At 61.8% G+C, this 24,337-nt stretch carries 22 protein-coding genes and 1 pseudogene; 6 read left to right on the top strand and 17 right to left on the bottom strand.

Annotation, left to right across the window (positions count from 1 at the left end; translation table 11 throughout):
* Positions 1-13 precede the first annotated feature (13 nt).
* The 3 genes from FFI16_RS23680 to FFI16_RS23670 are packed head-to-tail and all read right to left on the bottom strand — an operon-like array spanning position 14 to position 1,359.
* Positions 14-424 (bottom strand): DUF2946 domain-containing protein, encoded by a 411-nt coding sequence (locus FFI16_RS23680; protein WP_138817053.1) that lies wholly within the window; start codon positions 422-424, stop codon positions 14-16.
* 10 nt (positions 425-434) lie between these two features.
* The gene (locus tag FFI16_RS23675; RefSeq protein ID WP_068931262.1) at positions 435-917 is read right to left on the bottom strand and encodes a copper chaperone PCu(A)C; all 483 of its coding nucleotides are present in this window, start codon (positions 915-917) and stop codon (positions 435-437) included.
* Positions 918-963: 46 nt separating this feature from the next.
* Positions 964-1,359: a DUF2946 domain-containing protein gene (locus FFI16_RS23670; protein ID WP_068931263.1), complete on the bottom strand. Its 396-nt coding sequence runs from the start codon at positions 1,357-1,359 to the stop codon at positions 964-966.
* A gap of 684 nt (positions 1,360-2,043) precedes the next feature.
* Here FFI16_RS23670 and FFI16_RS23660 point away from each other — a divergent pair.
* Complete coding sequence (locus FFI16_RS23660; RefSeq protein WP_099487979.1) at positions 2,044-2,292, top strand: DUF6124 family protein; 249 nt, start codon at positions 2,044-2,046, stop codon at positions 2,290-2,292.
* A gap of 120 nt (positions 2,293-2,412) precedes the next feature.
* On the opposite strand, the gene FFI16_RS23655 is transcribed toward FFI16_RS23660, so the two are convergent.
* The gene (locus tag FFI16_RS23655) at positions 2,413-3,132 is read right to left on the bottom strand and encodes a cobalt-precorrin-6A reductase (protein ID WP_138817051.1); all 720 of its coding nucleotides are present in this window, start codon (positions 3,130-3,132) and stop codon (positions 2,413-2,415) included.
* Positions 3,129-4,334 carry a precorrin-6y C5,15-methyltransferase (decarboxylating) subunit CbiE gene (gene cbiE, locus FFI16_RS23650; protein WP_138817050.1) on the bottom strand — a complete coding sequence of 402 codons (1,206 nt, stop codon included), beginning with the start codon at positions 4,332-4,334 and terminating at the stop codon, positions 3,129-3,131. Before cbiE ends, FFI16_RS23655 begins: the two co-directional genes overlap by 4 nt.
* Before the next feature lie 38 nt (positions 4,335-4,372).
* On the opposite strand from cbiE, the gene cobG reads away from it, so the two are divergent.
* The 5 genes from cobG to FFI16_RS23625 all read left to right on the top strand — a co-directional run bounded on the left by cobG (position 4,373) and on the right by FFI16_RS23625 (position 9,720).
* Positions 4,373-5,719, top strand: coding sequence for a precorrin-3B synthase (cobG, locus tag FFI16_RS23645; protein ID WP_138817049.1), 1,347 nt, complete (start codon positions 4,373-4,375; stop codon positions 5,717-5,719).
* Positions 5,712-6,338, top strand: a complete 627-nt coding sequence (locus tag FFI16_RS23640) for a precorrin-8X methylmutase (RefSeq protein ID WP_138817048.1) — start codon at positions 5,712-5,714, stop codon at positions 6,336-6,338. Before cobG ends, FFI16_RS23640 begins: the two co-directional genes overlap by 8 nt.
* Complete coding sequence (locus FFI16_RS23635) at positions 6,338-7,069, top strand: precorrin-2 C(20)-methyltransferase (RefSeq protein ID WP_138817047.1); 732 nt, start codon at positions 6,338-6,340, stop codon at positions 7,067-7,069. Before FFI16_RS23640 ends, FFI16_RS23635 begins: the two co-directional genes overlap by 1 nt.
* Positions 7,069-8,706 carry a precorrin-3B C(17)-methyltransferase gene (cobJ, locus tag FFI16_RS23630; protein ID WP_138817046.1) on the top strand — a complete coding sequence of 546 codons (1,638 nt, stop codon included), beginning with the start codon at positions 7,069-7,071 and terminating at the stop codon, positions 8,704-8,706. The genes FFI16_RS23635 and cobJ overlap by 1 nt, the downstream gene beginning before the upstream one ends.
* A gap of 237 nt (positions 8,707-8,943) precedes the next feature.
* Complete coding sequence (locus FFI16_RS23625; protein WP_138817045.1) at positions 8,944-9,720, top strand: hypothetical protein; 777 nt, start codon at positions 8,944-8,946, stop codon at positions 9,718-9,720.
* Here FFI16_RS23625 and FFI16_RS23620 read toward each other — a convergent pair.
* From FFI16_RS23620 to FFI16_RS30965, 12 genes and pseudogenes are all read right to left on the bottom strand, one after another.
* Positions 9,717-10,313 carry a MarC family protein gene (locus tag FFI16_RS23620; RefSeq protein WP_138817044.1) on the bottom strand — a complete coding sequence of 199 codons (597 nt, stop codon included), beginning with the start codon at positions 10,311-10,313 and terminating at the stop codon, positions 9,717-9,719. The genes FFI16_RS23625 and FFI16_RS23620 overlap by 4 nt on opposite strands.
* Positions 10,314-10,477: 164 nt before the next feature.
* Complete coding sequence (locus FFI16_RS23615) at positions 10,478-13,249, bottom strand: hybrid sensor histidine kinase/response regulator (RefSeq protein WP_138817043.1); 2,772 nt, start codon at positions 13,247-13,249, stop codon at positions 10,478-10,480.
* A gap of 114 nt (positions 13,250-13,363) precedes the next feature.
* Positions 13,364-14,656, bottom strand: a complete 1,293-nt coding sequence (purD, locus tag FFI16_RS23610; RefSeq protein WP_138817042.1) for a phosphoribosylamine--glycine ligase — start codon at positions 14,654-14,656, stop codon at positions 13,364-13,366.
* A 151-nt stretch (positions 14,657-14,807) separates the two neighbouring features.
* On the bottom strand, positions 14,808-16,415 hold the full coding sequence (gene purH, locus FFI16_RS23605; RefSeq protein ID WP_058419481.1) for a bifunctional phosphoribosylaminoimidazolecarboxamide formyltransferase/IMP cyclohydrolase: 1,608 nt from the start codon (positions 16,413-16,415) through the stop codon (positions 14,808-14,810).
* Positions 16,416-16,496: 81 nt separating this feature from the next.
* The gene (gene fis, locus FFI16_RS23600) at positions 16,497-16,817 is read right to left on the bottom strand and encodes a DNA-binding transcriptional regulator Fis (protein ID WP_003221275.1); all 321 of its coding nucleotides are present in this window, start codon (positions 16,815-16,817) and stop codon (positions 16,497-16,499) included.
* Positions 16,814-17,827: a tRNA dihydrouridine synthase DusB gene (gene dusB / locus FFI16_RS23595; protein ID WP_138817041.1), complete on the bottom strand. Its 1,014-nt coding sequence runs from the start codon at positions 17,825-17,827 to the stop codon at positions 16,814-16,816. Before dusB ends, fis begins: the two co-directional genes overlap by 4 nt.
* A 185-nt stretch (positions 17,828-18,012) precedes the next feature.
* On the bottom strand, positions 18,013-19,221 hold the full coding sequence (locus tag FFI16_RS23585; protein ID WP_138817040.1) for a DUF3426 domain-containing protein: 1,209 nt from the start codon (positions 19,219-19,221) through the stop codon (positions 18,013-18,015).
* A 30-nt stretch (positions 19,222-19,251) separates the two neighbouring features.
* Positions 19,252-20,130, bottom strand: coding sequence for a 50S ribosomal protein L11 methyltransferase (gene prmA / locus FFI16_RS23580; RefSeq protein ID WP_138817039.1), 879 nt, complete (start codon positions 20,128-20,130; stop codon positions 19,252-19,254).
* A gap of 279 nt (positions 20,131-20,409) precedes the next feature.
* The gene (gene accC / locus FFI16_RS23570) at positions 20,410-21,771 is read right to left on the bottom strand and encodes an acetyl-CoA carboxylase biotin carboxylase subunit (RefSeq protein WP_017136745.1); all 1,362 of its coding nucleotides are present in this window, start codon (positions 21,769-21,771) and stop codon (positions 20,410-20,412) included.
* Between the two features lie 17 nt (positions 21,772-21,788).
* Complete coding sequence (accB, locus tag FFI16_RS23565; protein WP_122718896.1) at positions 21,789-22,250, bottom strand: acetyl-CoA carboxylase biotin carboxyl carrier protein; 462 nt, start codon at positions 22,248-22,250, stop codon at positions 21,789-21,791.
* A 24-nt stretch (positions 22,251-22,274) separates the two neighbouring features.
* Entirely contained in the window at positions 22,275-22,730 is a 456-nt protein-coding gene (gene aroQ / locus FFI16_RS23560) for a type II 3-dehydroquinate dehydratase (protein ID WP_017136743.1), read from the bottom strand.
* Between the two features lie 200 nt (positions 22,731-22,930).
* Positions 22,931-23,446: pseudogene (locus tag FFI16_RS30965) on the bottom strand (methyl-accepting chemotaxis protein); the annotation flags it as partial.
* Between the last annotated feature and the right edge of the window lie 891 nt (positions 23,447-24,337).

Genomic DNA, 24,337 nt, shown 5'->3' with positions numbered 1-24,337 from the left:
TGCTGTGAAGTGCTTACGAAGCGATGGGCGGAGCGCGGCTGCGGGCGCCGGGAAAGATGCTCTGCCGGGCGTGACCAAGGCGAGTGGCGGGCGTCAGGGCATTCGCCGGTGGCGGTGTGCCGAGGGTGACATAGGACACGCTGCCGGGCAGGGCGGGGCAACTGAACAGCAGGTCGCAATACCCGCACTTTGCCCAGAGGGCGTGGTGCTCGCTGGGGGCTTGCTGGTGTTCGCCATGGCCGCTCGACGGCATGTCCATGGACATTTGCATCGACATACCGGCGTGATGGTCCATCGGCATCGCTTGGGAAATCAGCGGACCGATAAAGATCATCAGCATGGCGAACAGGCTGATCCAACTGCCGCGCGCCAGGCTCATGGGCCTGCGGCGGTGTGGCGACAACCTGGCGCAAGGGGCGCCCATTTACGTTGGCCTATTGGGCGTGCATATGCTCGTGGCCGGCCATCGGCGGCGCTTTTTGTACCGAGACTTCAACCTGCACCGGGCCGGCTTTTTCGAAGTTCAGGGTGAGTGGGAAGTGTTGGCCGTCGCGCAGTTGGCTGCGGTCTTTCAGGCCCAGCAGCATCACGTGGTAGGCCATCGGTGCGAAGGTCAGATCACCCTTGGCCGGTATGGCTACGGTGTCCACCTTTTGCATCTTCATCAAGTCACCCTGCATCACATGCTCATGCAGCTGGGCTTCGGCAGCCACTGGCGTATCGACGCTAACCAGGCGATCCGCGCTGTCACCTTGGTTATGAATCACAAAATAGGCGGCGACGGTCGGCGCATTCGGCGGCAATTCCTGTGACCAGGGATCGCTGACCAGCAGGTCGCCGGCCTTGTAGTCATCGGCATTGGCAGCACTGAACACCGGCAGCAACAATGCAGCCAGCAGCAGGGAAGATTTAAGCATGGCAGTTCTCCAGAACGGTTCTAAACGCAGTTCACTTGCGAACGAATCAAACCGTTGGAGAGGCGCGGGGGTTAAGACTCGGCCATTGCTGGCGCGGGGTAGGCGCTTGCAGTGCGGGCGGCGACAGGCCCGGCACCGCATCAAAACGCGTGACATACAGCTGCGGCACATGCCCCGGCAACGCCACCAGCGGCGGTGAGCCCGAGCAACACCAGCAATGCTGCATGGCCGAATGATCTTCCTGGGGCGGCGTTGGGATGTCCAACTTGCCCAAGGCAATGGTCTTGAGGCTGGCGCCATTGGAGGAACAGAAACTGCCCCACAACAATTGCTGCACGGGGTCTTGCGACTGTTGCATCGCGCTGGCCAGCGGCATGGCAAAGGCGTTGAACAGCACTGCAAAGCAGGCGATCCACACAATTGCAAAGCGTTGACGGGCCATGGCGGACAATCCGTAGGGTTAAGCGATCAGGTGGGTATTTAGCCTGATCGGGGGGCATAAGTAAAAAGCGGCGGTGTGGTTTGGTGTCGCAGTGGTTGCCTTCATGATAGCCGGGAACCACGGATTGCCAATTTTACCGACGGGTCGCGATCTCCAGCGTGACGCTGAACCTTGTGGGAGCTGGCTTGCCTGCGATGCGGATAACACGGTTTTCCAGCAGTACCGAGGCGATGCTATCGCAGGCAAGCCAGCTCCCACAGTTTGGTGTGTGTTTGGCTATGGCTTGGTGTTGAGCTTGCTGGTTGCACGAGCAATGTCCTGCTCATGTAGGCCGCTTCTAGTTGAGCCTGTACATAACCTAAATGTAGTGGTCGTCTACGGAAACGTCCGACAGAGATTTAAGGTTGTCCCTAGGAAGGTGGGACTTTAGTCTGTGTACGCCGCTGCAAACTCAGTGGTCGGGCGTCGCGGCCCGGATTTCTCCAGACGCAAAAGCGTCATCGTCTCCTTTCAGTTGACGCTTTTTTATCGTCTACTGTGCGGCGCTATGGCGGCTGTGCGCGGGATACCTTCGGGTATGCCGGTTGTTTCGGAGAATCGGTCCGCGAACCTGCGTACAGCTGCCACCCCCATCGCGTCGCGGCGATCAGTGGCAGCTCCTTTTTACTTCTCCGGAGCTTCACAATGATTAAACCCACCCCCAATCCCCCCATTTGCCTATTCACCGTAGCCGACGGAATCAGCACCGAAGACCTGCTGGTCAACCTCAGCGAAACACTCGCCTCGGCCAATGCGCTGAGTTGCGACCTTGCGTTTGACCTGGATGGCCCAAAACGAGAGGAATTGCTGGGCGTTGCGCAGTTGATTGAGCTGGCGCAATTGCTGGCTGATCGCGTGCATAAAGGCATAGGGCAGTCGACGGCAGCAGCCTGATAATGCATTCCAAGTGTGGGAGCGGGCTTGCTCGCGAAAGCGCAGTGTCAGTCAATTCATACGGCGACTGACACACCGCCTTCGCGAGCAAGCCCGCTTCCACAGTTGGATAGGTGGTGTTTAGAGAGTGCTGACTGCCTGTAGCACCGCAGCCACATCGGTGAACTCTCGATCCACCCCCGCCAACACCGGCCGCTTCAACACCAGCACCGGCACGCCACGCTCGCGTGCCACTTCCAGCTTCGGTTCGGTCGCCGCACTGCCGCTGTTCTTGCTGATCAACACATCAATCCCACGCCGCTCAAACAACGCGCGCTCGTCCCCAATCAGAAACGGCCCACGCGCGCCGATGACTTCACAGCGCTCATTGCCCGGATACACATCCAGTGCGCGCAGCGTCCAGAATTGATCGGCGGGGATTTCCTCCAGGTGCTGCAATGGCTCGCGCCCCAAGGTGAACAGCGGGCGCTTGAAGGGTTTGAGTGCTTCAATCAGCTGCGCCCAATCTCCCACCTCGCGCCAGTCGTCTTCCGCCTGCGGCTGCCACGCCGGACGCCGCAACGCCCAGCAGGGAATGCCGCACAACCGCGCCGCCTGGGCAGCGTTTTGGCTGATCTGCGCAGCATATGGGTGGGTCGCATCGAGGATCAGGCTAATCTGCTCATCGCGAACAAACTGCGCCAAACCTTCAAACCCACCATAACCGCCGACGCGTACCTGGCAGGTGAGGTCTGTAGGCACGCGGCCCACGCCAGCCAAGCTATAGATATGCTCCGGCCCCAGCGTGCGGGCGATGGCCAGCGCTTCGGTTACGCCGCCCAACAGCAGGATGCGTTTCATAGCGGCTTGACCACATCCAGCAAGGTGATCGGCAGCGCCTGGCGCCAGGTGTCGAACTCACCCAGCGGCTGGGCCTGGGCCACATGAATGCGGGTCAGTTCGCCGCCGTGTTGCGCGCGCCAGGCCATCAAGGTCATTTCACTTTGCAGGGTCACGGCATTGGCGACCAGACGCCCACCGGGACGCAGGTGCTGCCAGCAAGTGTCGAGCACGCCGTCGCGGGTGACGCCGCCGCCGATAAAGATGGCGTCCGGTGCTTCCAGGCCGAGCAACGCCTCAGGCGCCTTGCCGCGAACCAGTTGCAGGCCGGGCACGCCGAGGGCATCGCGGTTATGTTCGATCAGGCTTTGGCGGCCTGTATCGGCTTCAATCGCCAGTGCGCGACAGCTCGGGTGCGCGCGCATCCACTCGATGCCGATGGAGCCACTGCCAGCGCCCACGTCCCAGAGCAATTCACCGGGCATGGGCGCGAGGCGGGCGAGGGTCATGGCGCGTACATCGCGCTTGGTCAGTTGGCCGTCGTGTTTGAAGGCCGAATCCGGCAGACCGGCAAGGCGTGACAGGCGCGGAGTGTTGGCGTCGGCGAGGCAGTCGATGGCCACCAGATTCAAGTCCGCAACCGAGGCGTGTGGCCAATCAACAGCAAGCCCGTCGATGCGCTGTTCATTCGGCCCGCCCAAGTGTTCAAACACGCTCATCCGGCTGAGCCCAAACCCGGACTCGGCTAACAGCGCGGCAATCGCGGCAGGGCTGCGCCCGTCATTGCTCAACACCAGCAACCGCACGCCACTGGCCAGGTGCGCATTAATCGCCGCCAATGGCCGCGCCACCACGGATAACGTCACCACCTCCTGCAATGGCCAGCCCAAGCGCGCCGCCGCCAATGACACGGAGGACGGCGCCGGTAAAATCAGCAGTTCTTCAGCCGCCACCTGGCGCGCCAGACTGGCGCCTACGCCATAGAACATCGGGTCGCCGCTGGCCAGCACGCACACCGGCTCGCCGCGACTTGCCAGCACCGGTTCCAGGGAAAACGGGCTCGGCCACAGCTGCCGCTCGCCTCGAATACACACGGGCAGCAGGTCCAACTGGCGTTGGCCGCCTATAATCCGGGTGGCGCGCAGCAGGGCGTGGCGGGCGTTTCTGCCCAGCCCCTTGAAGCCGTCTTCACCGATGCCTACAACCGTCAGCCAGGGCGACATATGAATTCCTTGAACGACATCCGACGGGCAGGCTTTTCATGCCGCCGGACAAAGCAGGCATAATACCGCGCCTTTACCCGTCAACCGGTAGCCCCGTGAACCCAACGCCTGCTCTGAATACCTTGCGCCCCTCGGCTTGTCCGGGGTTGCTGCGTATCGTCCAGGCGCTGGATGGCGGGATTTGCCGAGTCAAATTGGCCGGTGGTTCTATCACTGCCGCCCAGGCAATTGCGGTGGCGGACGCGGCGCAGACCTATGCGGGTGGGGTGATCGAAGCCACCAACCGCGCCAACCTGCAGATTCGCGGCATAGGCGCCGAGCAGGATGCATTGATCGCGCTGCTGCTGGCCGCAGGGCTTGGCCCCAGCAACGCCGCCGGCGACGACGTGCGCAACCTGATGCTCAGCCCCAGCGCCGGTATCGACCCGCAGATGCTGTTCGACACCCGTCCGCTGGCGGATCGGGTCCTCGCTACCCTGCAACATCATCCACGTTTCCATGAGCTGTCGGCCAAATTCGCCGTGCAGCTCGATGGCGGTGAAGCCCTGGCGATGCTCGAGCATCACCATGATCTGTGGCTGTCGGCGTTTGAGCAGGCGGGCGAGATACTCTGGGCTTTTGGTCTGGCCGGTTGTCCGGGGCTGGATGCACCCTTGGGCGCTGTGCCGCTCGAGCAAGGCCATGCCCTGGTCGTGGCCGTGCTGGAAGCGTTTCTCGACCTGGCGACACCGACGCAAACCCGCATGCGTCATCTGGCTGTGGATAACTTACTGGCCCGCCTGAGCCTGCCGTTATTGCCGGTGGATGGGTTCAAACGCCCGGCCGGTGGGGCTTTGTTGCGCCTGGGCACTTATCCACAGCGGCAAAAAAACCTGTTCTATGTTGCCGCCGTTGCGCCGCTGGGTCGTCTGGACTCAAGCATGCTCAAAGGCGCCGCACAGTTGGCCAGTGAGTTCGGCGACGGCACGTTGCGTTTCACGCCGTGGCAGGGCGTACTGCTGCCCAACCTTAAAAACCACGGCGCCGTGACTGAAGGCTTGGAGCAATTGGGCTTCCTTGGCTCAGTCGACCAACCCCTGGCGCGCATGATCGCCTGCACCGGCTCAAGCGGCTGTGGCAAAGGCCTGGCCGACACCAAGGCCGATGCCCTGCAACTGGCGGCGTTGCAACCCGGCCACGACGTACACCTGTCCGGCTGCGTGCGCTCTTGCGCTGCCGCACACACCGCGCCGGTGACCTTGCTGGCGGTAAGCCCCGGCCACTACGACGTCTATTTTCGCGAGGCAGCCCAACCCGGTTTCGGTCGGCTGCACGCACGCACTCTTTCCATTGAAGCGGCGGGCGCCCTGTTACGCGGCCGCACACGGAGCAACACCGATGATTGATTACATCCGCGACGGTCAGGAGATCTATCGCAACTCCTTCGCCATTATTCGCGCGGAAGCCAAGTTGGAGCGCATTCCTGCCGACCTGGAAAAACTCGCGGTGCGGGTGATTCATGCCTGCGGCATGGTCGACGCCATCGACGGCCTGCAGTTCTCCGAAGGCGCAGGCAAGGCCGGGCGCGATGCGTTGGCCGCTGGCGCGCCGATTTTGTGCGACGCGCGCATGGTCTCTGAAGGCGTGACCCGCGCGCGCCTGCCGGCCAATAACCCGGTGATCTGCACCTTGCGCGACGACAGCGTGCCGGAACTGGCGCGGGAGCTGGGCAACACCCGTTCAGCTGCCGCGCTGGAACTGTGGCGCCCGCACCTGGAAGGCAGCGTGGTGGTGATCGGCAACGCGCCGACGGCGCTGTTCTACCTGCTGGAAATGCTCGACGCCGGCGCGCCGAAACCGGCGTTGATCCTCGGCTTCCCGGTGGGCTTTGTCGGCGCCGCTGAATCCAAGGCGATGCTGGCGGCCGACAGCCGTGGCGTGCCGTTTGTGATCATGCAAGGCCGCCTGGGCGGCAGTGCGATGGCTGCCGCCGCCGTTAACGCCTTGGCCACGGAGGTCGAATAATGCCGGCACGCGGACGTTTGATTGGCCTGGGCGTTGGCCCCGGTGACCCCGAACTGATCACCCTCAAGGCGCTGCGCCTGCTGCGCGAGTCGCCGGTGGTGGCGTATTTCGTGGCCAAGGGCAAGAAAGGCAATGCTTTCGGCATTATCGAAGACCACTTGGTGGCACAGCAGACCTTGATGCCGCTGGTGTACCCGGTGACCACCGAAGTGCTGCCGGCACCGATGTCTTACGAGCAGATCATCAGCGACTTCTACGACAACGCCAGCCTCGATGTAGCCGCGCACCTGGACGCTGGCCGCGATGTGGCGGTGATCTGCGAGGGCGATCCGTTCTTCTACGGCTCCTACATGTACCTGCACGACCGTTTGGCCGAGCGTTATGAAGCCCAGGTGATCCCCGGCGTCTGCTCAATGCTCGGTGGCGCCTCGGTGCTCGGCGCGCCGTTGGTGTATCGCAATCAGAGTTTATCGGTGCTCTCCGGCGTGCTGCCCCACGACGACCTCAAGCGCCGGCTGGCGGACGCCGATGCGGCGGTGATCATGAAGTTGGGGCGTAATTTCCCCAAGGTGCGCCAGGTGTTGCAAGAGCTCGGCTTGGCCGAACGTGCGCTCTATGTTGAGCGTGCGACCATGGCTAATCAGAAAATAGTGCCGCTGGATCAAGTCGACCCGGCGTCTTCGCCGTACTTCTCGCTGATCATCGTGCCGGGTGAAAGGTGGCAAGGTTGATGCGCCCGGCGATTGTCATTCTCGGCCAGGCCAGCCTGGCGACGGCGCGCAAGATCGCGCAGGTGTATCCCGGCGCACTGATCCACGGCTTGGCCGGGCGGGTTGAAGGGGCGGACCAGGCTTACAGCGAATTCGGCGCGACCCTGCGTCAGCTTTACCAGCAAGGCACGCCCCTGATTGCCCTGTGTGCTGCCGGTATCGTGATCCGCACGCTGGCGCCGCTGCTGCTGGAAAAAGGCGAAGAGCCGGCTGTGCTCGCCGTGGCTGAAGATGGCAGCGCCGTGGTGCCGTTGCTCGGCGGCTTGGGCGGTGTGAACCTGATGGCGCGAGAGATTGGCGCGGCACTGGGCGTCGCTGCGGCGATCACCACCAGCGGCGAGCTGCGTTTTGGCACTTGCCTGCTCAACCCGCCTGCGGGTTATGCGTTGGCCGACCTGGAGCTGGGCAAACGGTTTGTATCGGACCTGCTGGCTGGCGAAAGCGTGCGCATCGAAGGCGTGGCGCCGTGGCTGGACCAGGCGAATCTGCCGCAGGATCAGCACGCACGTTTGGCGATTCACGTGGGCAGTGCCGAGCGCGTGCCCGCTGCCAATGAGTTGCTGATTTATCCGAAGACGGTGTGTGTCACCTGTAAGCCGGGCGTGGATTTAGCTACGCGCGTGCGAGCGGCGTTGCACGATGCAGGCATCGCCGTGCAATCGCTGGCGTGCCTGCTGGCCAGCGACACGCAGATGGCCGACGCCTCGTTGCAGCAAGCCGCGTTGGAATTAGGTGTGCCGTTGCGTTTTGCGCAAGTGGCGCAAGACGCGGACATCGTGATCACAGTGGCAGAGCAACCGCTGGACTTGTCGCACGTCGGCCGTGCCCGTGGCCGCCTGGCCGTGATCGGCCTTGGCCCTGGCGCGGCCGAGTTGATGGTGCCGGCGGTGAAGGCTGAGCTGGCGCGTTGCACCGATGTGCTGGGTTACGAAACCTATGTGCGCATGGCCGGGCCGTTCCGCGACGATCAAGTGCAACACTGCACCGACAACCGCGAAGAAATGCAGCGCGCTCGCCACGCCTTCGAGTTGGCCGCTCAAGGGCGTTCGGTGGTGGTGGTGTCGTCCGGCGACCCAGGCGTATTTGCCATGGCGGCGGCGGTGCTCGAGGCGTTGCACGCATCCAGCGACCCGGCCTGGCATCAGGTCGAACTGGAAATCCTGCCGGGCGTTTCGGCCTCGCTGGCCACTGCTGCCCAGGCGGGTGCGCCGCTGGGGCATGACTTCTGCGTGATGTCGCTGTCGGACAACCTCAAGCCCTGGTCGATCATCGAAAAACGCCTGGACCTTGCGTCCCAGGCCGACCTGGCGCTGGCGTTCTACAACCCGATCTCGCGTTCGCGGCCCTGGCAATTGGGGCGCGCCCTGGAAATCGTCGCGTTGCACCGCACTCCCGAAACACCGGTGGTGCTGGGCCGCGACATTGGCCGCCCAGGCCAGACTTTACGCGTCACCACGCTGGGGCAGTTGACGCCTGAGCAAGTGGATATGCGCACCATGGTGCTGATCGGTTCGTCCACCACCTGCGTATTCCCCCGCGCCGGTGGCGGCGAATGGGTGTACACGCCGCGCTGGTATGGCGAGAAACCCGCTTCCTGAAAACAGCCTGCGGCAAGTAAGAAGGCTCCGAGTAACACTGGGTGAAAACCTCTTGTTACTCGGGGCTTTTTCTTTTTTTGTCGATGAAAGAGCGAAGGTCTACCGGTACGCCTTGATATTGCTGGGTGGCGTTTTTTCGACGGGTGCGCCAAGCGATGTTTGTGGCCTGGAAAGCGCGCTGGCCGCTGGACTAGTGTGAAGACAAGCCCCATGTGGGGTGCTTGTGGAGAACTGAAAATGGAGCGACATCACAAAAGGATCATCAGTGCTAAAAGGCGCAAGTTGATTGCCGCCTACAAGCTGCCAGGGGCACCGGGCGCCAAGCACTCGGCGCCGCTGGACGCGGAAGATGATAGCAATGCAGCCGTCGTCAACAACGGCGTGATCTCGTTTATCGAGGGCATGTCGGCGTTGAACCGTGAATACATTCGTAAAAGCTACCTGTTGGCCAGCAGTTATGTGAGTGATGTGCTGAAGGTGAAACGAGGGAGCGAGGCGTGGTACGACGAGTTTATCAAGGTGATGGTCAGCCTGGGCTGGTTGCCGGTGCGCAGCCGCTTTGAGCGGGTCTCAAGCTCCGACAAGGGGCTGACGGTGCAGGTGGCGGCACTGAGTATCATCGCGGCGCTGGCAGCCACTTCACTGGCCGGGCCGTTGCTGTCGGCATTGCCGAAACTGGCCGCCGATGCGCTGGAGGCCTTGAAGCATCAACCTGCGTTGTTTGAGTTGTTCAAACGCAATAGCACGGTGCACCAGGGCGGCGATTTTGGCTTGGCGTCCTGCGCTGAAACGGCGGGAGAGCTGATGATGGTGCTGGCGACTTACAGCACCCACGGTGTGAGCAAACAGTTGGGCCTGCCATTTCTGGAGTGGGACAGCTCTTCGGTCGAGGCTTTCAGCGGCCAGACTTGCCTGGTGCTCAATACCTCGATGGTCAACGAAAAAACCCTTCAACTGATGCGCGAGAGTGCCGGTGACAAGGTGCAACTGGCGATCGCGAAATACCGGATTTAAGGCACCAGATAACCGCGCACACCGGTAAAGATGATCTGCGCGGCCAACGCACACACGAACAAACCCATCAACCGACTGACAATCTGCAAGCCCTGGTCACCCAGTATGCGTTCGATACGGTTGGACAAATACAGCACCACACCGACCGTGAGGCTGGCCAGGGCAATGCTGACGATAGCCATGAACTTGTCATCCCAGTGCGGCTGGCTGACGCCCATCACCAGCAGCGCACCGATGGTGCCGGGGCCGACCGTGAGCGGGATGGTCAGCGGTACGATGGTGACGTCCTGCTGCACATTGTCGGTCTGCACCGCTGACTTGCCCTGGGCCATGCCCAGGGCCGAGATAAACAGCACGCTGCCGGCGCCGATACGGAAAGCATCCACGGTGATGCCGAACACGCTGAAAATCACCCGGCCGAACAGGTAGAGCAACACGCTCGACACCAGCGTGGCCAACGCGACTTTCCAGGCCAGGCGCCGCCGCTCTTTGCTGGAGTAACCACGGGTCAGGCTGATAAAGCAGGACAGCACGAAGAACGGGCTGTAGAGCACCAGCATTTTCAGGTAGACGCTGAATAACACGTGGAGCATGGGCGCGGCTCGCGGGCGGTGGAGGTGGGGAGAGTCTATCAGGCGACGCAGATCAAATGTGGGAGCGGGCTTGCTCGCGAATGCGGTGGATCAGTTAAAGATGCATTGACTGACACACTGCATTCGCGAGCAAGCCCGCTCCCACATTGGGATGGTATTTCAGGTCAGGACGGCGCGTGTTCCGGGCGTTGCTGACGCTGCGCCACCCAAAACTCCACCAGCTCACGCAACTGCGACAATTCCACCGGCTTGGCCATATGCCCATCCATGCCGGCCTGGCGTGCGCGCTCTTTATGTTCCGTGAGGATATGCGCCGTGAGCGCAACCACGGGTGTGCGAATACGCTGATGGCTGACTTCCCACGCGCGCAATTGCTGGGTGGCAGAGAAGCCATCGAGGATCGGCATTTCGCAGTCCATCAACACCAGGTCGTAACGCTGGGCTTTCATTGCCTCCAGCGCTTCTTCGCCGTTGCTGGCGGTGTCCGGGTTGAGGTTGAGCTTGCCGAGCATGCCGCGAATCACTTTGGTGGAGATGCTGTTGTCTTCGGCCACCAGGATCTTGAAATCACTCGGCACGGTCACCGCGGCCGGCGCGTTGAGCATAGGGCGCGGTGCAATTGCGCCTTTGCTGCGCTGGGTCAGTTCGTCGGCCAGGGTGGTCTTGAGCGTGTAGCCGGCCACCGGTTTGGCGAGGATGCGCTTGATCCCGCAGTTGCGCGCGATGATCTTGCTCGGCGCATTGCTGATGCCGGTGAGCATGATCAGCAGGATGTCGTGGTTAAGACTCGGGTCTTCCTTGATCTTCGCCGCCAGTTGCATGCCGGTCATGCCGGGCATGTTCTGGTCCAGCAGCACCACGTCAAAGTAGTCGCGCAGGTGCGCTTTGGTGCGCAGCAGCGCCAGGGCCTCTTTGCCGGACGGCACGGCGCTGACGTTCAAGCCCCAGGCGGTGCATTGCTGCACCAGCACTTTGCGGCAGGTGTCGTTGTCATCGACCACCAACACCCGCGCACCCTTGAGCGGCCCGTCGAGGTCGGACGTCGGGTGCTCCAGGCGCTCCGGGTCCAGTGGCAGGGTCAGCCACAGGGTGCTGCCCTGGTGGCTGCCGCTCTTGATGCCGAACTCGCCGTTCATCAACAGGATCAACTGGCGGGCGATGACCAGGCCCAGGTGGCCGCTCAGGCGCGTGGCCGAGAGGAAGTTCTTGCTGTGCAGTTCGCTGTGCAGCAATGCGTCACGTTCGGCGGCGTCCATCGGCAGGCCGCTGTCTTGCACGGCGATGCGCAGGCGCGGCTTGGTGCTGCGTTCGTCGAGGGCGACCACAATCAGCACTTCGCCTTCATCGGTTTTTTGCAGGGCGTTTTCCAGCAGGCTCAACAGCGCCTGGCGCAGGCGCGTGGGGTCGCCGCTGATGACGCGCGGTACCTGGGGCTGGATAAAGCTGATCAGCTCGACGTTCTGCTGCTCGGCCTTGGCGCGGAAGATACTCAAGCAATCATCGATCAGCGCGTTGAGGTCAAATTGCACGTCGTCCAGTTCGATCTGCCCGGACTCGAGCTTGGAGATGTCGAGGATCTCGTTGATCAGCGTCAGCAGTTCATTGCCGGCGCTGTGGATGGTCTGCACATAGTCACGCTGTTTCACCGACAACGGCGTGCCCAACAGCAACTCGGTCATGCCCAGCACACCGTTCATAGGGGTGCGGATTTCGTGGCTGATCTTGGCCAGGAATTCGGCCTTGGCGGCGATTTCGGCGTTGCTGGCCGCCAGGTCGCGGCTGAGGCTGAAGCGTGCTTCGACAATGGCGCGCTGGCGTTCGCCCAGGGCCAGGCTCATCAGCAGGCCGCTCAGGCAAATAAAGCTCAGCAGGGTTACGATCAAACCTTGCGGCGCCACCAGCGTCAGGCCGAGCAGGGCGGGGAGGATGATCAAGGTGCCGATGTTGAACACCACCATCGCCACCACAAACAAGCGCGCCGGCCGGTAGCCTTTCTGCCAGTGGTAGGCCGAGACAAACAACATGCTCAAGCCCGCCAGGGCGACCAGCGCGTAGGTGATGATGTTCAGCGGCAGGGTGTTGACGAACAACAGCAGCAGGCCACACAACACGATCAGCAGGATGTCGGCCATCAACAGCTTGTTCAGCGGGTGTGGGCCCAGGGGCATGAAGAAGCGATAGGCAAACATCAGCCCGCACGGCGCAGTCAGCAGCAGCGCGAGGTAGGCGCCCGGGGTCTGCACTGCGTGCCAGTTCGGCAGCCACGGCCCCACCAGATTGAGGAGCAGCGCCAGGCTCAGCATCAACAGTACTTCGCAGGCCGCCAGCCACAGGCTGCTGCGCGAGCGGTGGTAGGCGAAGCGTGTGAGGTTGTGCAGGATCAGCATCAGCAGGCAGCCGAACAGCAGGCCGTAGATCAGCGTCTGGGTCTGGTCGGCGGCGGCGAGCACGGCCGGTTCCAGGGTGATGTAGGGGCGCAGTTCGTGTTCCGAAACCAGGCGCAGGTACACTTCAAGGGGCTTCTGGCTCTGGGGCATCGGCAGCATGAAATCGCTGCTGGGCAGCGGGCGTTCCGCCTGGGGCTGGCGCGTGCCGGTGCTTTGCTGTTCTACCAGCATGTCGCCGTCGAGCACATACAGGTTCAGGTGTGAGAGGTCCGGGGCGAATACGCGCAGCACTTGTTCGTGCTTGCCGGGTTGCAGCTTGAAGCGTACCCACAACGCACCGTCCGGCTCCGCAGCGGTAATCCGGTCGAGTTCGATGGGGCTGAATTGATTGGTGTAGCGGGCGGAGCGGATGTCGCTCAGTTGCAGGTCGGCCTGTTCATCAAGCAATACTGCCCAACCACTGCCTTGCGCGGCGGCCTGGGCCGGGAACAAGCAGAGCAGGGTCAGCAAGCTGACTGTAAAACCTATGGCGATCCTGAGCCAGCGCACGGCGAAATCCCTTCGTAGGTTGATGCACGGGTTAACTATGCGCGGGGCGACATGGGTACGGCAAGGGCCAGAGGCCCTTACCTAACCGAACGGATAGCTACGCAAGCGTGCTGTTCAGTTGCTCTCGCCGCGTTCACGGGCAATGGCGCGATAGCCGATGTCCGTGCGGTAGAAGCAGCCTTTCCAGTCGATTTTTGCCGCCAGTTTGTACGCCTGCTGTTGCGCGGCGTCGACACTGGCACCCATTGCAGTGGCGCACAATACACGGCCACCTGCGGTTACAACTTTGCCGTCCTTGAGCGCGGTGCCCGCATGGAACACCTTGCCTTCCAGCGTAGCAGCCGCATCCAGACCTTCAATCACATCGCCCTTGGCGTAGTCGGCAGGGTAACCACCGGCCGCCAGCACGATGCCAACGCTTGGACGCGGGTCCCACTGCGCTTCAACCTTGTCCAGGGCCTGGGCCAATGCGGCTTCCACCAGCAGCACCAGGCTCGATTGCAGACGCAGCATCACCGGTTGGGTTTCCGGGTCGCCGAAGCGGCAGTTGAACTCGATGACTTTCGGGTTGCCGGCTTTGTCGATCATCAGGCCTGCGTAGAGGAAACCGGTGTATACATTGCCTTCGTCGGCCATGCCGCGCACGGTTGGCCAGATCACCAGGTCCATCACGCGTTTGTGCACGTCGGCGGTGACGACCGGGGCAGGGGAGTAGGCACCCATGCCGCCGGTGTTTGGGCCGCTGTCGCCATCGCCAACCCGTTTGTGGTCTTGGCTGGTGGCCATCGGCAGCACGTTCTTGCCATCGACCATCACGATAAAGCTGGCTTCTTCGCCATCGAGGAACTCCTCGATCACTACACGCGAGCCTGCATCACCAAAGGCGTTACCAGCGAGCATGTCGCGTACGGCGTCTTCGGCTTCCTGCAAGGTCATGGCGACGATAACGCCTTTACCGGCGGCCAGGCCATCGGCCTTGATCACGATCGGTGCGCCTTTTTCACGCAGGTAAGCCAAGGCCGGCTCGATCTCAGTGAAGTTCTGGTAGTCGGCCGTCGGGATCTTGTGGCGAGCCAGGAAATCCTTGGTGAAGGCTTTGGAACCTTCCAGCTGCGCGGCACCGGCGGTTGGGCCGAAGCAGTCCAGGCCACGGCTGCGGAACAGGTCCACCACGCCGGCAACCAGCGGTACTTCCGGGCCGACGATGGTCAGGGAAACATTCTTTTGCGCGAAGTCGGCCAACTGCTCAAGGGCCAGCACGTCGATAGCGACGTTTTCGCACTTGGCTTCAATGGCGGTGCCGGCGTTGCCGGGTGCGACGAAAACCTTCTGGACACGTGGGTCCTGGGCAACTTTCCAGGCCAGGGCGTGTTCACGGCCACCGCTGCCAATGATCAAAACATTCATTTCAAAACCCTCAAATTCTGTAAGGCGCCGCTGGAGCGCTTTTAAATGTGGGAGCGGGCTTGCTCGCGAAAGCGGTGTGTCAGTCGCAGGATATGTAGCTGATACACCGTATTCGCGAGCAAGCCCGCTCTCACATTTCGATCGAGTTGAATCAGTGGCGGAAGTGGCGCATACCGGTGAAGACCATCGCGATGCCAGCTTCATCAGCGGCGGCGATCACTTCAGCATCACGCATCGAACCACCCGGTTGGATCACGGCGGTCACACCGGCTTTCGCGGCATTGTCCAGGCCATCACGGAACGGGAAGAACGCGTCGGAAGCCATCACCGAACCCACGACCTGCAAGCCTGCGTGTTCGGCCTTGATCGCGGCGATACGCGCCGAGTTCACGCGGCTCATCTGGCCGGCGCCGACACCGATGGTCTGGCGGTTCTTGGCGTAGACAATGGCGTTGGATTTAACGTACTTGGCCACTTTCCAGGCGAAGATCAGGTCGTTGATCTCTTGCTCGGTCGGCGCGCGTTTGGTCACGACTTTGAGGTCTTCGCTGCCGATCATGCCGATGTCGCGGCTCTGCACCAGCAAGCCACCGTTGACACGCTTGTAGTCCCAGGCAGCGGCGCGGTCAGCCGACCACTCGCCGCAGGCCAGCAGGCGCACGTTGGCTTTGGCGGCGACGATGGCGCGCGCTTCTTCACTCACGGAAGGGGCAATGATCACTTCAACGAACTGGCGCTCAACGATCGCCTTGGCGGTCTCGGCGTCCAGCTCGCGGTTGAAGGCAATGATGCCGCCAAACGCGGATTCAGTGTCGGTGGCGTAGGCCAGTTCGTAGGCCTGGCGAATGCCGCCTTCAGCGTCCGGGCTCACGGCCACGCCGCACGGGTTGGCGTGCTTGACGATCACACAGGCTGGCTTGACGAAGCTCTTCACACATTCCAGCGCAGCGTCGGTGTCGGCCACGTTGTTGTAGGACAGCTCTTTGCCTTGCAGCTGGGTCGCGGTGGCGATGCCGACTTCGGCAGGCTTGGCCTCAACGTAGAACGCCGCGCTCTGGTGCGGGTTCTCGCCGTAGCGCATTTCCTGGGCCTTGATGAACTGGCTGTTGAAGGTGCGCGGGAACTGGCTGCGGTCTTCGGTGCTCAGGGTCTCGGCGGCCTGGTTCACGGTGCCCATGTAGTTGGCGATCATGCCGTCGTAGGCAGCAGTGTGTTCGAACGCCTTGAGCATCAGGTCGAAACGCTGGGCGTAGGTCAGGCCGCCGGCTTTCAGGCTTTCCAGTACGTTGGCGTAGTCGCTGGCGTTAACCACGATGGCCACGTCTTTGTGGTTCTTGGCAGCCGAGCGAACCATGGTCGGGCCGCCGATATCGATGTTCTCGATGGCGGTCGGCAGGTCGCAGCCTGGCTTGTTGATGGTGGCTTCGAACGGGTAAAGGTTAACGGCCACCAGGTCGATCGGCTTGATGCCGTGTTCGCTCATGATGGCGTCGTCGATACCGCGACGACCGAGGATCCCACCGTGGATTTTCGGGTGCAGGGTCTTGACCCGACCGTCCATCATTTCTGCGAAACCGGTGTAGTCCGCGACTTCTACTGCGGCCACGCCGTTGTCCTGCAGTAGTTTGAAGGTCCCGCCTGTGGAGAGGATTTCCACGCCCAGGGCTTCCAGCTCCCGGGCAAATTCGAGGATCCCGGTCTTGTCGGAGACACTGATCAAGGCGCGGCGGATCGGCAGGCGGGTGGTCTGGTCGGTCATTTCAATTTCCATCAAAAGCAAAGGAGTCAGCAAAAAAGGCGACCGTTTTTACGCGGGCGCCTTTCTGGTTTGATTGAATGCTTACAGCAAATCGTATTGTTTGAGCTTTTTGCGCAAGGTGCCACGGTTGAGGCCCAGCAGCTCACTGGCTTTGGTCTGGTTGCCCTTGACGTAGTTCATCACGCTTTCGAGCAGCGGCGCCTCGACTTCGGAGAGCACCAGGTTGTACACGTCCGTGACGGAAGCGCCCTCAAGGTGGGCGAAATAATTGTGCAGCGCCTTCTCGACACTCCCACGAAGGGTCTGACCTTCTTCGCTCGGCGTGTTGAGGTGCTGTTTCAAATTGACGTTGTCGCTCACGGGTGCTGTTCCACTCACTAAAGTCTCGGTCATCATCGTCATGCGGCCACCCCCTCTCCGTCCCCTGTCCCCAGGCTCTTGTAACGCTCGCAGAAGAACTCACGAACGTTGGCGCACTGTGCTTCCGTATCATCCAAACGATTGAAGTGGGCGCGAAACTCCCTGGCGCCCGGCAAGGTTGCGAGATACCAGCCGACATGCTTGCGAGCAATGCGTACTCCCATCACGTCTCCATAGAAGGCGTGCAGGGCGGCCAGATGCTCTAGCAGAATACGTTCCACCTCGATCAACTCCGGTGCCGGCAAGACTTCGCCGGTACGCAGAAAATGCTCGATCTCACGAAAAATCCATGGCCGCCCCTGGGCAGCCCGGCCAATCAACAAGCCATCGGCACCGGTTGCGTGCAGCACGCGCCGGGCTTTCTCGGCTGAGTCGATATCGCCATTGGCAAAGACCGGCATCGACACCGCCTGCTTGATCGCGGCAATGGTGTCGTACTCGGCTTCACCGGTGTAAAGGTCGGCGCGGGTGCGGCCATGCACCGCCAGCGCTGTAATCCCGGCCTGTTCAGCGATCTTCGCCACGGTCAGGCCATTTTTATTGTCCCGGTCCCAGCCGGTACGAATCTTCAGGGTGACCGGCACATCCACTGCGGCGACAACGGCCTGAAGGATCTCGGCTACCAACTGCTCATCTTTCAACAATGCGGAACCGGCGGCCTTGTTGCAGACCTTCTTGGCCGGGCAGCCCATGTTGATGTCGATGATCTGTGCGCCCAACTCCACATTGGCTCGGGCCGCATCCGCCAGCATTTGCGCATCACCCCCGGCGATCTGCACCGAGCGGGGCTCGGGATCACCTTCGTGGATCATGCGCATCCGCGATTTGCGGGTGTTCCACAAGCTCATGTCGCTGGTGACCATTTCAGAGACTACTAGACCCGCGCCCAAACGCTTGCACAGCTGACGAAAGGGCTGGTCGGTGACGCCCGCCATCGGGGCGAGGATCAAGCCGTTTTGCAATGTGTATGGGCCGATGCGTACCGCCGACATAGGACTTCCCTGTTGTGGGGCCGGATCATTAGAGTTCGAAAAAGGGTTGGCATGATACCCGCTCTCGATGACTGGATAAAGGCTGAATTGGATAAAATCTGAACAGTTATTTCTTTATCGCCGCCGGTTTGGTTACGCACGGCAAAGTCAATAATTTGCCGTCAAACCTCAGAACCTGCGCCGGTTCACTCGGGCGAGTGAAAACTCAGGCTGTAATTCACGGCTTTGTTGCCTGGATCAAGGATATCCAGGGAAATGTGGATAGGTGTCTGCGAAGGCATTTCGCTGACGCCGGCCAATTCACCACTCAGGTATTCGCCGGGTTTGAAGCGACGACTGGCGATCAGACTGCCGTTCATGTCGGCAAACCGCAGTTCCAGCAGCGGGAAGGGCTGGGAAAACGTTGCCCGGTTATAGATGATCGCATCCACCACCAGCGCCCCGGCAAACTCCGGGTTGCTGCGTACCACCAGGTTGCTGCTCTTGATATGGGCGATATCGACCCGCGATGGCACCGTGCAGCCCAATGACGGGCATAGCTGCTGGAACCATGGGCGGTAGGCATCCTGGCGGGCCAGGTCGTCGAATTGATACGCGATGTACTGGCCGGCAAGGCCTGCGGCGGCAATCAGCACCAACAGGATCCAGACCAGGCGACGGCCCCAGCCGGACGGGCGCTTTTGGGCGTAAAGGTGCAACGGATCGTCTTCCAGATCCTGGAGCAGATCGTCGTGAACGCTGGCCTCGGCGCGCGCGCGCTTGCGCCGCGGTTGCGGGCGATCTTCGGGTTCCGGTGCGTCCAGGGCCTGGGTCAAGGGTGTGAACGGCGGGTCGATATCGTCATCTTCAACGTGAGGCGCCGAGCGCAATGGCGGTTCATCGTCGATGTCGTCAAGGCGAAATGACATGGAGGGTTCGGTGCGCTGACGTGTCGCAGTGGCCGGTTCCGGCTCGTCCTCGGGCGCTGGTGTGCGTTCCTCGGGCGGTTCACTGAACAGGCTGGCGGCCCACTGTTCTTCTTCGGCCTTGGCGGTGCCACGCGTGGCACTCAGGGCCTCTTCAGGCTGGCGCCGGTCGGCGGGTGCCTGGCGACGTTCCAGCTTGGCCAGTTCTTCATCCAGGTCCAGGTTGTCCAGGTCCAGCTCTTCGGCGTTCCACTGCTTCTGGCTGATGGCCCGTGGGGCCTCGGCGGACGGCTCGGCGGCTTTCTCGGCAACGGCCGGCTGCTCAGGCGCAGGCACCTGGCCGCGCTGCTCCAGCAACTGGCGAGCGGCGTTGAACACTTGCAGGCACGAGCCGCAGCGCACCACGCCACGGGCCACACTCAATTGTGCGTGGTTGACGCGAAAGCGGGCTTGGCAATGTGGGCACTGGGTGACGAAACTGTCGGTCATGCGGCCATCCGATTCAGGCAAGCGCTCATTCTAGCGCCGACGACCACTGATGCGTACCCAGCCATCACGGTTGGCGATCGGGTCCAGTTCGAAATCCTTGGCGTAGGCAGCGGCCACGTCTTCGCCTTGCTCGGCGAGGATACCCGACAGCGCCAGGCGCCCGCCCGGCTTGACCAGGCTCGACAATTGCGGCGCCAGCGACACCAGCGGCCCGGCAAGGATATTGGCCACCAGCACATCGGCCTGCACCTGGGGCAAATCTTCCGGCAAGTACAGTGGGAATTTGCCTTCAGCAATGTTATTGCGCCCGGCGTTATCGCGGGAGGCTTCCAGGGCTTGCACGTCGATATCGGTGCCGACCGCTTGCTTGGCGCCCAGCAACAGCGCAGCAATCGCCAGGATCCCCGAGCCGCAGCCGAAATCCAGCACGTTGCAGTCGCTCAGGTCCTGGCCGTCCAGCCATTCCAGGCACAGTGCGGTGGTGGGGTGGGTGCCGGTGCCGAACGCCAGGCCCGGGTCCAGCAGCAGGTTGACGGCATTCGGTTCAGGCGCGGCGTGCCAGCTTGGCACGATCCACAGGCGCTGGCCGAAACGCATCGGCTGGAAGTTGTCCATCCAGCTGCGCTCCCAGTCCTGGTCTTCGATCACTTCGCTGTGATGCTCCGGCAGCGGGCTGCCGGTGAGCAATTGCATATGGGCCAGCACGGCGGCGGCATCGGTGCCGTCTTCGAACAGGGCCAGCAGGTGGGTGTGGGACCACAGCGGCGTGGTGTTGAGTTCCGGTTCGAAGATCGGCTGGTCTTCGGCGTCCATGAAGGTCACCGAAACGGCGCCGACTTCGAGGAAAGCGTCTTCGTAGGTTTCGGCTTGTTCTGGGCTGATGGCGAGACGGACTTGCAGCCAAGGCATGGCGGGCACCTTTGAAAAAATGAGTGTGCGACGGCGAGGTCGCGAAAGCGCGCAAGTTTACGCGAGCGCAGGCCAGAAGACGACTGTACTAACTGCACACCGACCAAATGTGGGAGCGGGCTTGCTCGCGAAGGCGTAGGGTCAGTCGCCTTATGTTCCAGCTGACCTACCGCTTTCGCGAGCAAGCCCGCTCCCACAGGGGCAATGTGTCTATTCAGAAAAAAACGGTGTGCCACAAACAACAAAACCGCCCGAAGGCGGCTTTGTTGGGTGGAGCACTTACTGGTTGGCCAGCTTGTGTTCCAGGTAGTGAATGTTCACACCACCTTCGCAGAAGCCTTCATCGCGTACCAAGTCCCGATGCAGCGGGATGTTGGTCTTGATGCCGTCTACCACGATCTCGTCCAGGGCATTGCGCATACGGGCCATGGCCTCGTCGCGGGTGGCGCCCCAGGTGATCAGCTTGCCGATCAGCGAGTCGTAGTTGGACGGAACCTTGTAGCCGCTGTACAGGTGCGAATCCACACGCACGCCGTTGCCGCCCGGCGCGTGGAAATGCTTGACCAGGCCAGGGCTTGGGATAAAGGTTTTCGGGTCTTCGGCGTTGATCCGGCACTCCAGGGAGTGGCCGTGGATCTTCACGTCGTCCTGGGTGAAGGACAGCACGTTACCGGCGGCGATGCTCAGCATCTCCTTGACGATGTCGATACCGGTGACCATCTCCGAAACCGGATGCTCTACCTGCACACGAGTGTTCATCTCGATGAAGTAGAAACGGCCGTTCTCGTAGAGGAACTCAAAGGTACCGGCGCCACGGTAGTTGATGTCGATGCACGCCTTGACGCAGCGAGCCAGTACTTCCTGGCGCGCGGTTTCGTCCAGGCCCGGTGCCGGTGCTTCTTCCAGCACCTTCTGGTGACGACGTTGCAGCGAGCAATCGCGGTCGCCCAGGTGGATGGCGTGGCCCTGGCCGTCGGACAGAACCTGCACTTCCACGTGACGTGGGTTGGTCAGGTACTTCTCCAGGTAGACCATCGGGTTGCCGAACCAGGCAGCCGCTTCGGAGCGGGTCTGCTTGGCGGCTTCGATCAGGTCTTCTTCCTTGTGCACCACACGCATGCCGCGACCACCACCGCCACCGGCGGCCTTGATGATCACCGGGTAACCGACTTCGCGACCAATGCGCAGGGCGGTTGCCTCGTCTTCCGGCAGTGGGCCGTCGGAGCCTGGAACGGTTGGCACGCCGGCCGCGATCATCGCGTCCTTGGCCGAAACCTTGTCGCCCATCAGGCGGATGGTTTCGGCTTTAGGGCCGATGAAGGCGAAGCCGGATTTTTCCACCTGTTCGGCGAAATCGGCGTTTTCCGCGAGGAAGCCGTAGCCTGGGTGGATGCCATCAGCGCCGGTCACTTCAGCGGCGGCGATGATGTTCGAGACTTTCAGGTACGAGTTCGTGGCCAGTGGCGGGCCGATGCAAATGCTTTCGTCCGCCAGTTTCACGTGCATCAATTCAGTATCGGCCGTCGAGTAAACAGCGACGGTCTTGATGCCCTCTTCCTTACAGGCGCGCAGGATACGCAGCGCGATCTCGCCGCGGTTGGCGATCAGGACTTTTTGCAGTTTCTTCGCAGGTTTCAACATCGAAGGCGCTCCGCGGTTCAAACGATGGTGAACAGCGGCTGGTCGTACTCAACCGGCTGACCGTTTTCTACCAGGATGGATTCGATGACGCCGGCTTTTTCAGCCGTGATGTGGTTCATCATTTTCATCGCTTCAACGATGCAGATGGTGTCGCCCACTTTCACGGTTGCGCCGACTTCAACGAAGGCTGGCGAGGTCGGTGCCGGGGTGCGGTAGAAGGTACCGACCATTGGCGACTTGACCACGAAGCCGTTCAGCACAGGCGCGGCCGGGGCAGCAGGTGCAGCGGCAGCAGCCGGAGCGGCGGCAGGTGCGGCAGCCGGAGCGGGTGCTTGCATCTGTGGCGCGTAGAACTGTTGAGCCGGGGTCTTGCTGTGACGGCTGATCCGTACGGATTCTTCGCCTTCCTTGATTTCCAGCTCGTCGATACCGGATTCTTCCAGCAGTTCGATCAGTTTCTTAACTTTACGGATATCCATGAATCATCAACTCCCAAGGGTCGGTCAGGGGCGCTTGGCCGGTTGTTCAAGTTGTTCCAGGGCGGCCTCCAGGGCCAGTCGGTAACCGCTGGCGCCAAGGCCGCAGATCACACCTACCGCTACGTCGGAGAAGTAGGAGTGATGGCGGAAAGCTTCGCGTTTGTGCACGTTCGACAAATGCACTTCGATAAATGGGATGCTCACCGCCAGCAGCGCGTCACGTAATGCAACACTTGTATGCGTAAAAGCGGCGGGATTGATCAGGATAAAGTCCACGCCTTCGCCACGCGCAGCATGGATGCGATCAATCAATTCGTACTCGGCATTGCTTTGCAGGTACAGCAAATGGTGGCCGGCTTCACGCGCCCGGCGTTCCAGATCGAGGTTGATCTGTTCCAGGGTCACCGCCCCGTAGACGCCCGGTTCACGGGTGCCGAGCAGGTTCAGGTTGGGTCCGTGAAGAACCAGTAAGGTCGCCATCGGCTGTTCCTTGTTATTGAAGTGGGTGCGTCAGAACCCGGCGACTATGCCGCAAAGCCTTTGTGACTGTCCAGTTCTATGCAGTAGGCGGCACGATTAGCGATGATTGCGCAAAATTTGTGACTGTGGCCTGTAATCCGGTCATTGGTAAGACGGCAGTGAGATCACTGGGGATCCACATTTTGATCTTCATAGGGCTGTCAGACGCGAAACGCCTGCACGGCAGTGTTGAGCTGCCCACCCAGTTCCAGCAGATGCTCACCCTGGCTGCGCCCTTGGCCGATGCGCAGTAGATTATCCTCGCCCAACTGGTGAATCCGTTCGCTGTTGTCACGAATCTCACTGACGGCACCACTCTGCTGCGCGGTCACATCGGCAATGCGTACGGCAGTGTCGGAAATGGTCTGGATCGCCCCGACGATTTCATCCAGCGCGCCGTCGGCCGCCTGGGCCTGCTGGGCGGTGGCTTCGGCGTGTTCGACCTGCGCACGCATGCCTTGCACCGACTGGTGGGCGGCGCTTTGCAGGCCGGTGATCAAACCCTGGATTTCAGCGGTAGCGCCCGCCGTGCGCTGGGCCAGGGTGCGCACTTCGTCAGCTACCACGGCAAACCCACGCCCGGCTTCACCGGCGCGCGCAGCCTCGATGGCGGCGTTGAGGGCCAACAGGTTGGTCTGGTCGGCAATCGAGCGGATCACGGTGAGCACGCCGCCGATGGTGGCGGATTCTTCCGCAAGTTTTTCGATCATCTGTGCGTTTTGCTGCACTTCACCCACCAGCGCATGCAGCCCGGTGAGGCTCAAGCCGATCACCCGTTGGCCTTGTTCCACGGCCAGGCCCGCGCTGCGGCTGGCACCGGCGGCCTGGCTGGCATCGCCGGCCACTTGCTGGATGGTGGCTTCCAGTTCGCCCAGGGAGTCGCGGATCTGTGCGGTATCACCCGCTTGGCGCTGCGCACCATCATGCAAGCCGCTGCTCAGCTCGGCCAGGGCGCGGCTGCTACCGGCGACTTCTTCGGCATTCCCGCGAATGGTGCCCACCAGGTCCACCAGGTACGCGCGCAAGCGGTTCAGCGAGGCTTCAATATCGTGCAGTTCACGGTTGGTCTTGCCCAAGGCAATCGGCTGGCTGAAATCACCTTCGGCCCAGGTCGACAGGGCTGGTGCCAGATTGGTCAGCACCCGCGCCAGGCGCCGTTGCAGGGTGTCGATCAGCAGGGCAATCAGCAGGATCAGGCCGATCATCAGGCCTTGTAACAAGCGCACTTCACCCTGGATCCTGGCGTGCTGGGCACGCACCACCGGCTCCAGGCCGGAGATGGCCTGTTGCACGGCGGCAATTTTCAGGTGGGTGGCGGCCGCCAGTGCGGTGCGCTGCTGGATTTGCTCGCGGGTACGCTGGAGTTCGGCAGGGTAGCGGGTCAACAGGCTGTTGAGTTCACGCTTGAGGTCGACGCCAGTATCTTGCACTTCGGCTTTTGCACTGTTTTCCAGGCCCATCATGGCGGAAAAATCATCGGCGCCGGATTCGCTGCTGGCCTTTACACCCAGCAACGGCAACGCCGCCAACAGGTCGGCCTGGGTGCGGATACTCGCAACTTCGCGTTC

Source organism: Pseudomonas sp. KBS0710 (genome assembly GCF_005938045.2).
GTDB lineage: Bacteria > Pseudomonadota > Gammaproteobacteria > Pseudomonadales > Pseudomonadaceae > Aquipseudomonas.
The sequence above is the reverse complement of the archived record's forward strand: the minus strand, read 5'-3'. Positions and strand labels throughout refer to the sequence as shown.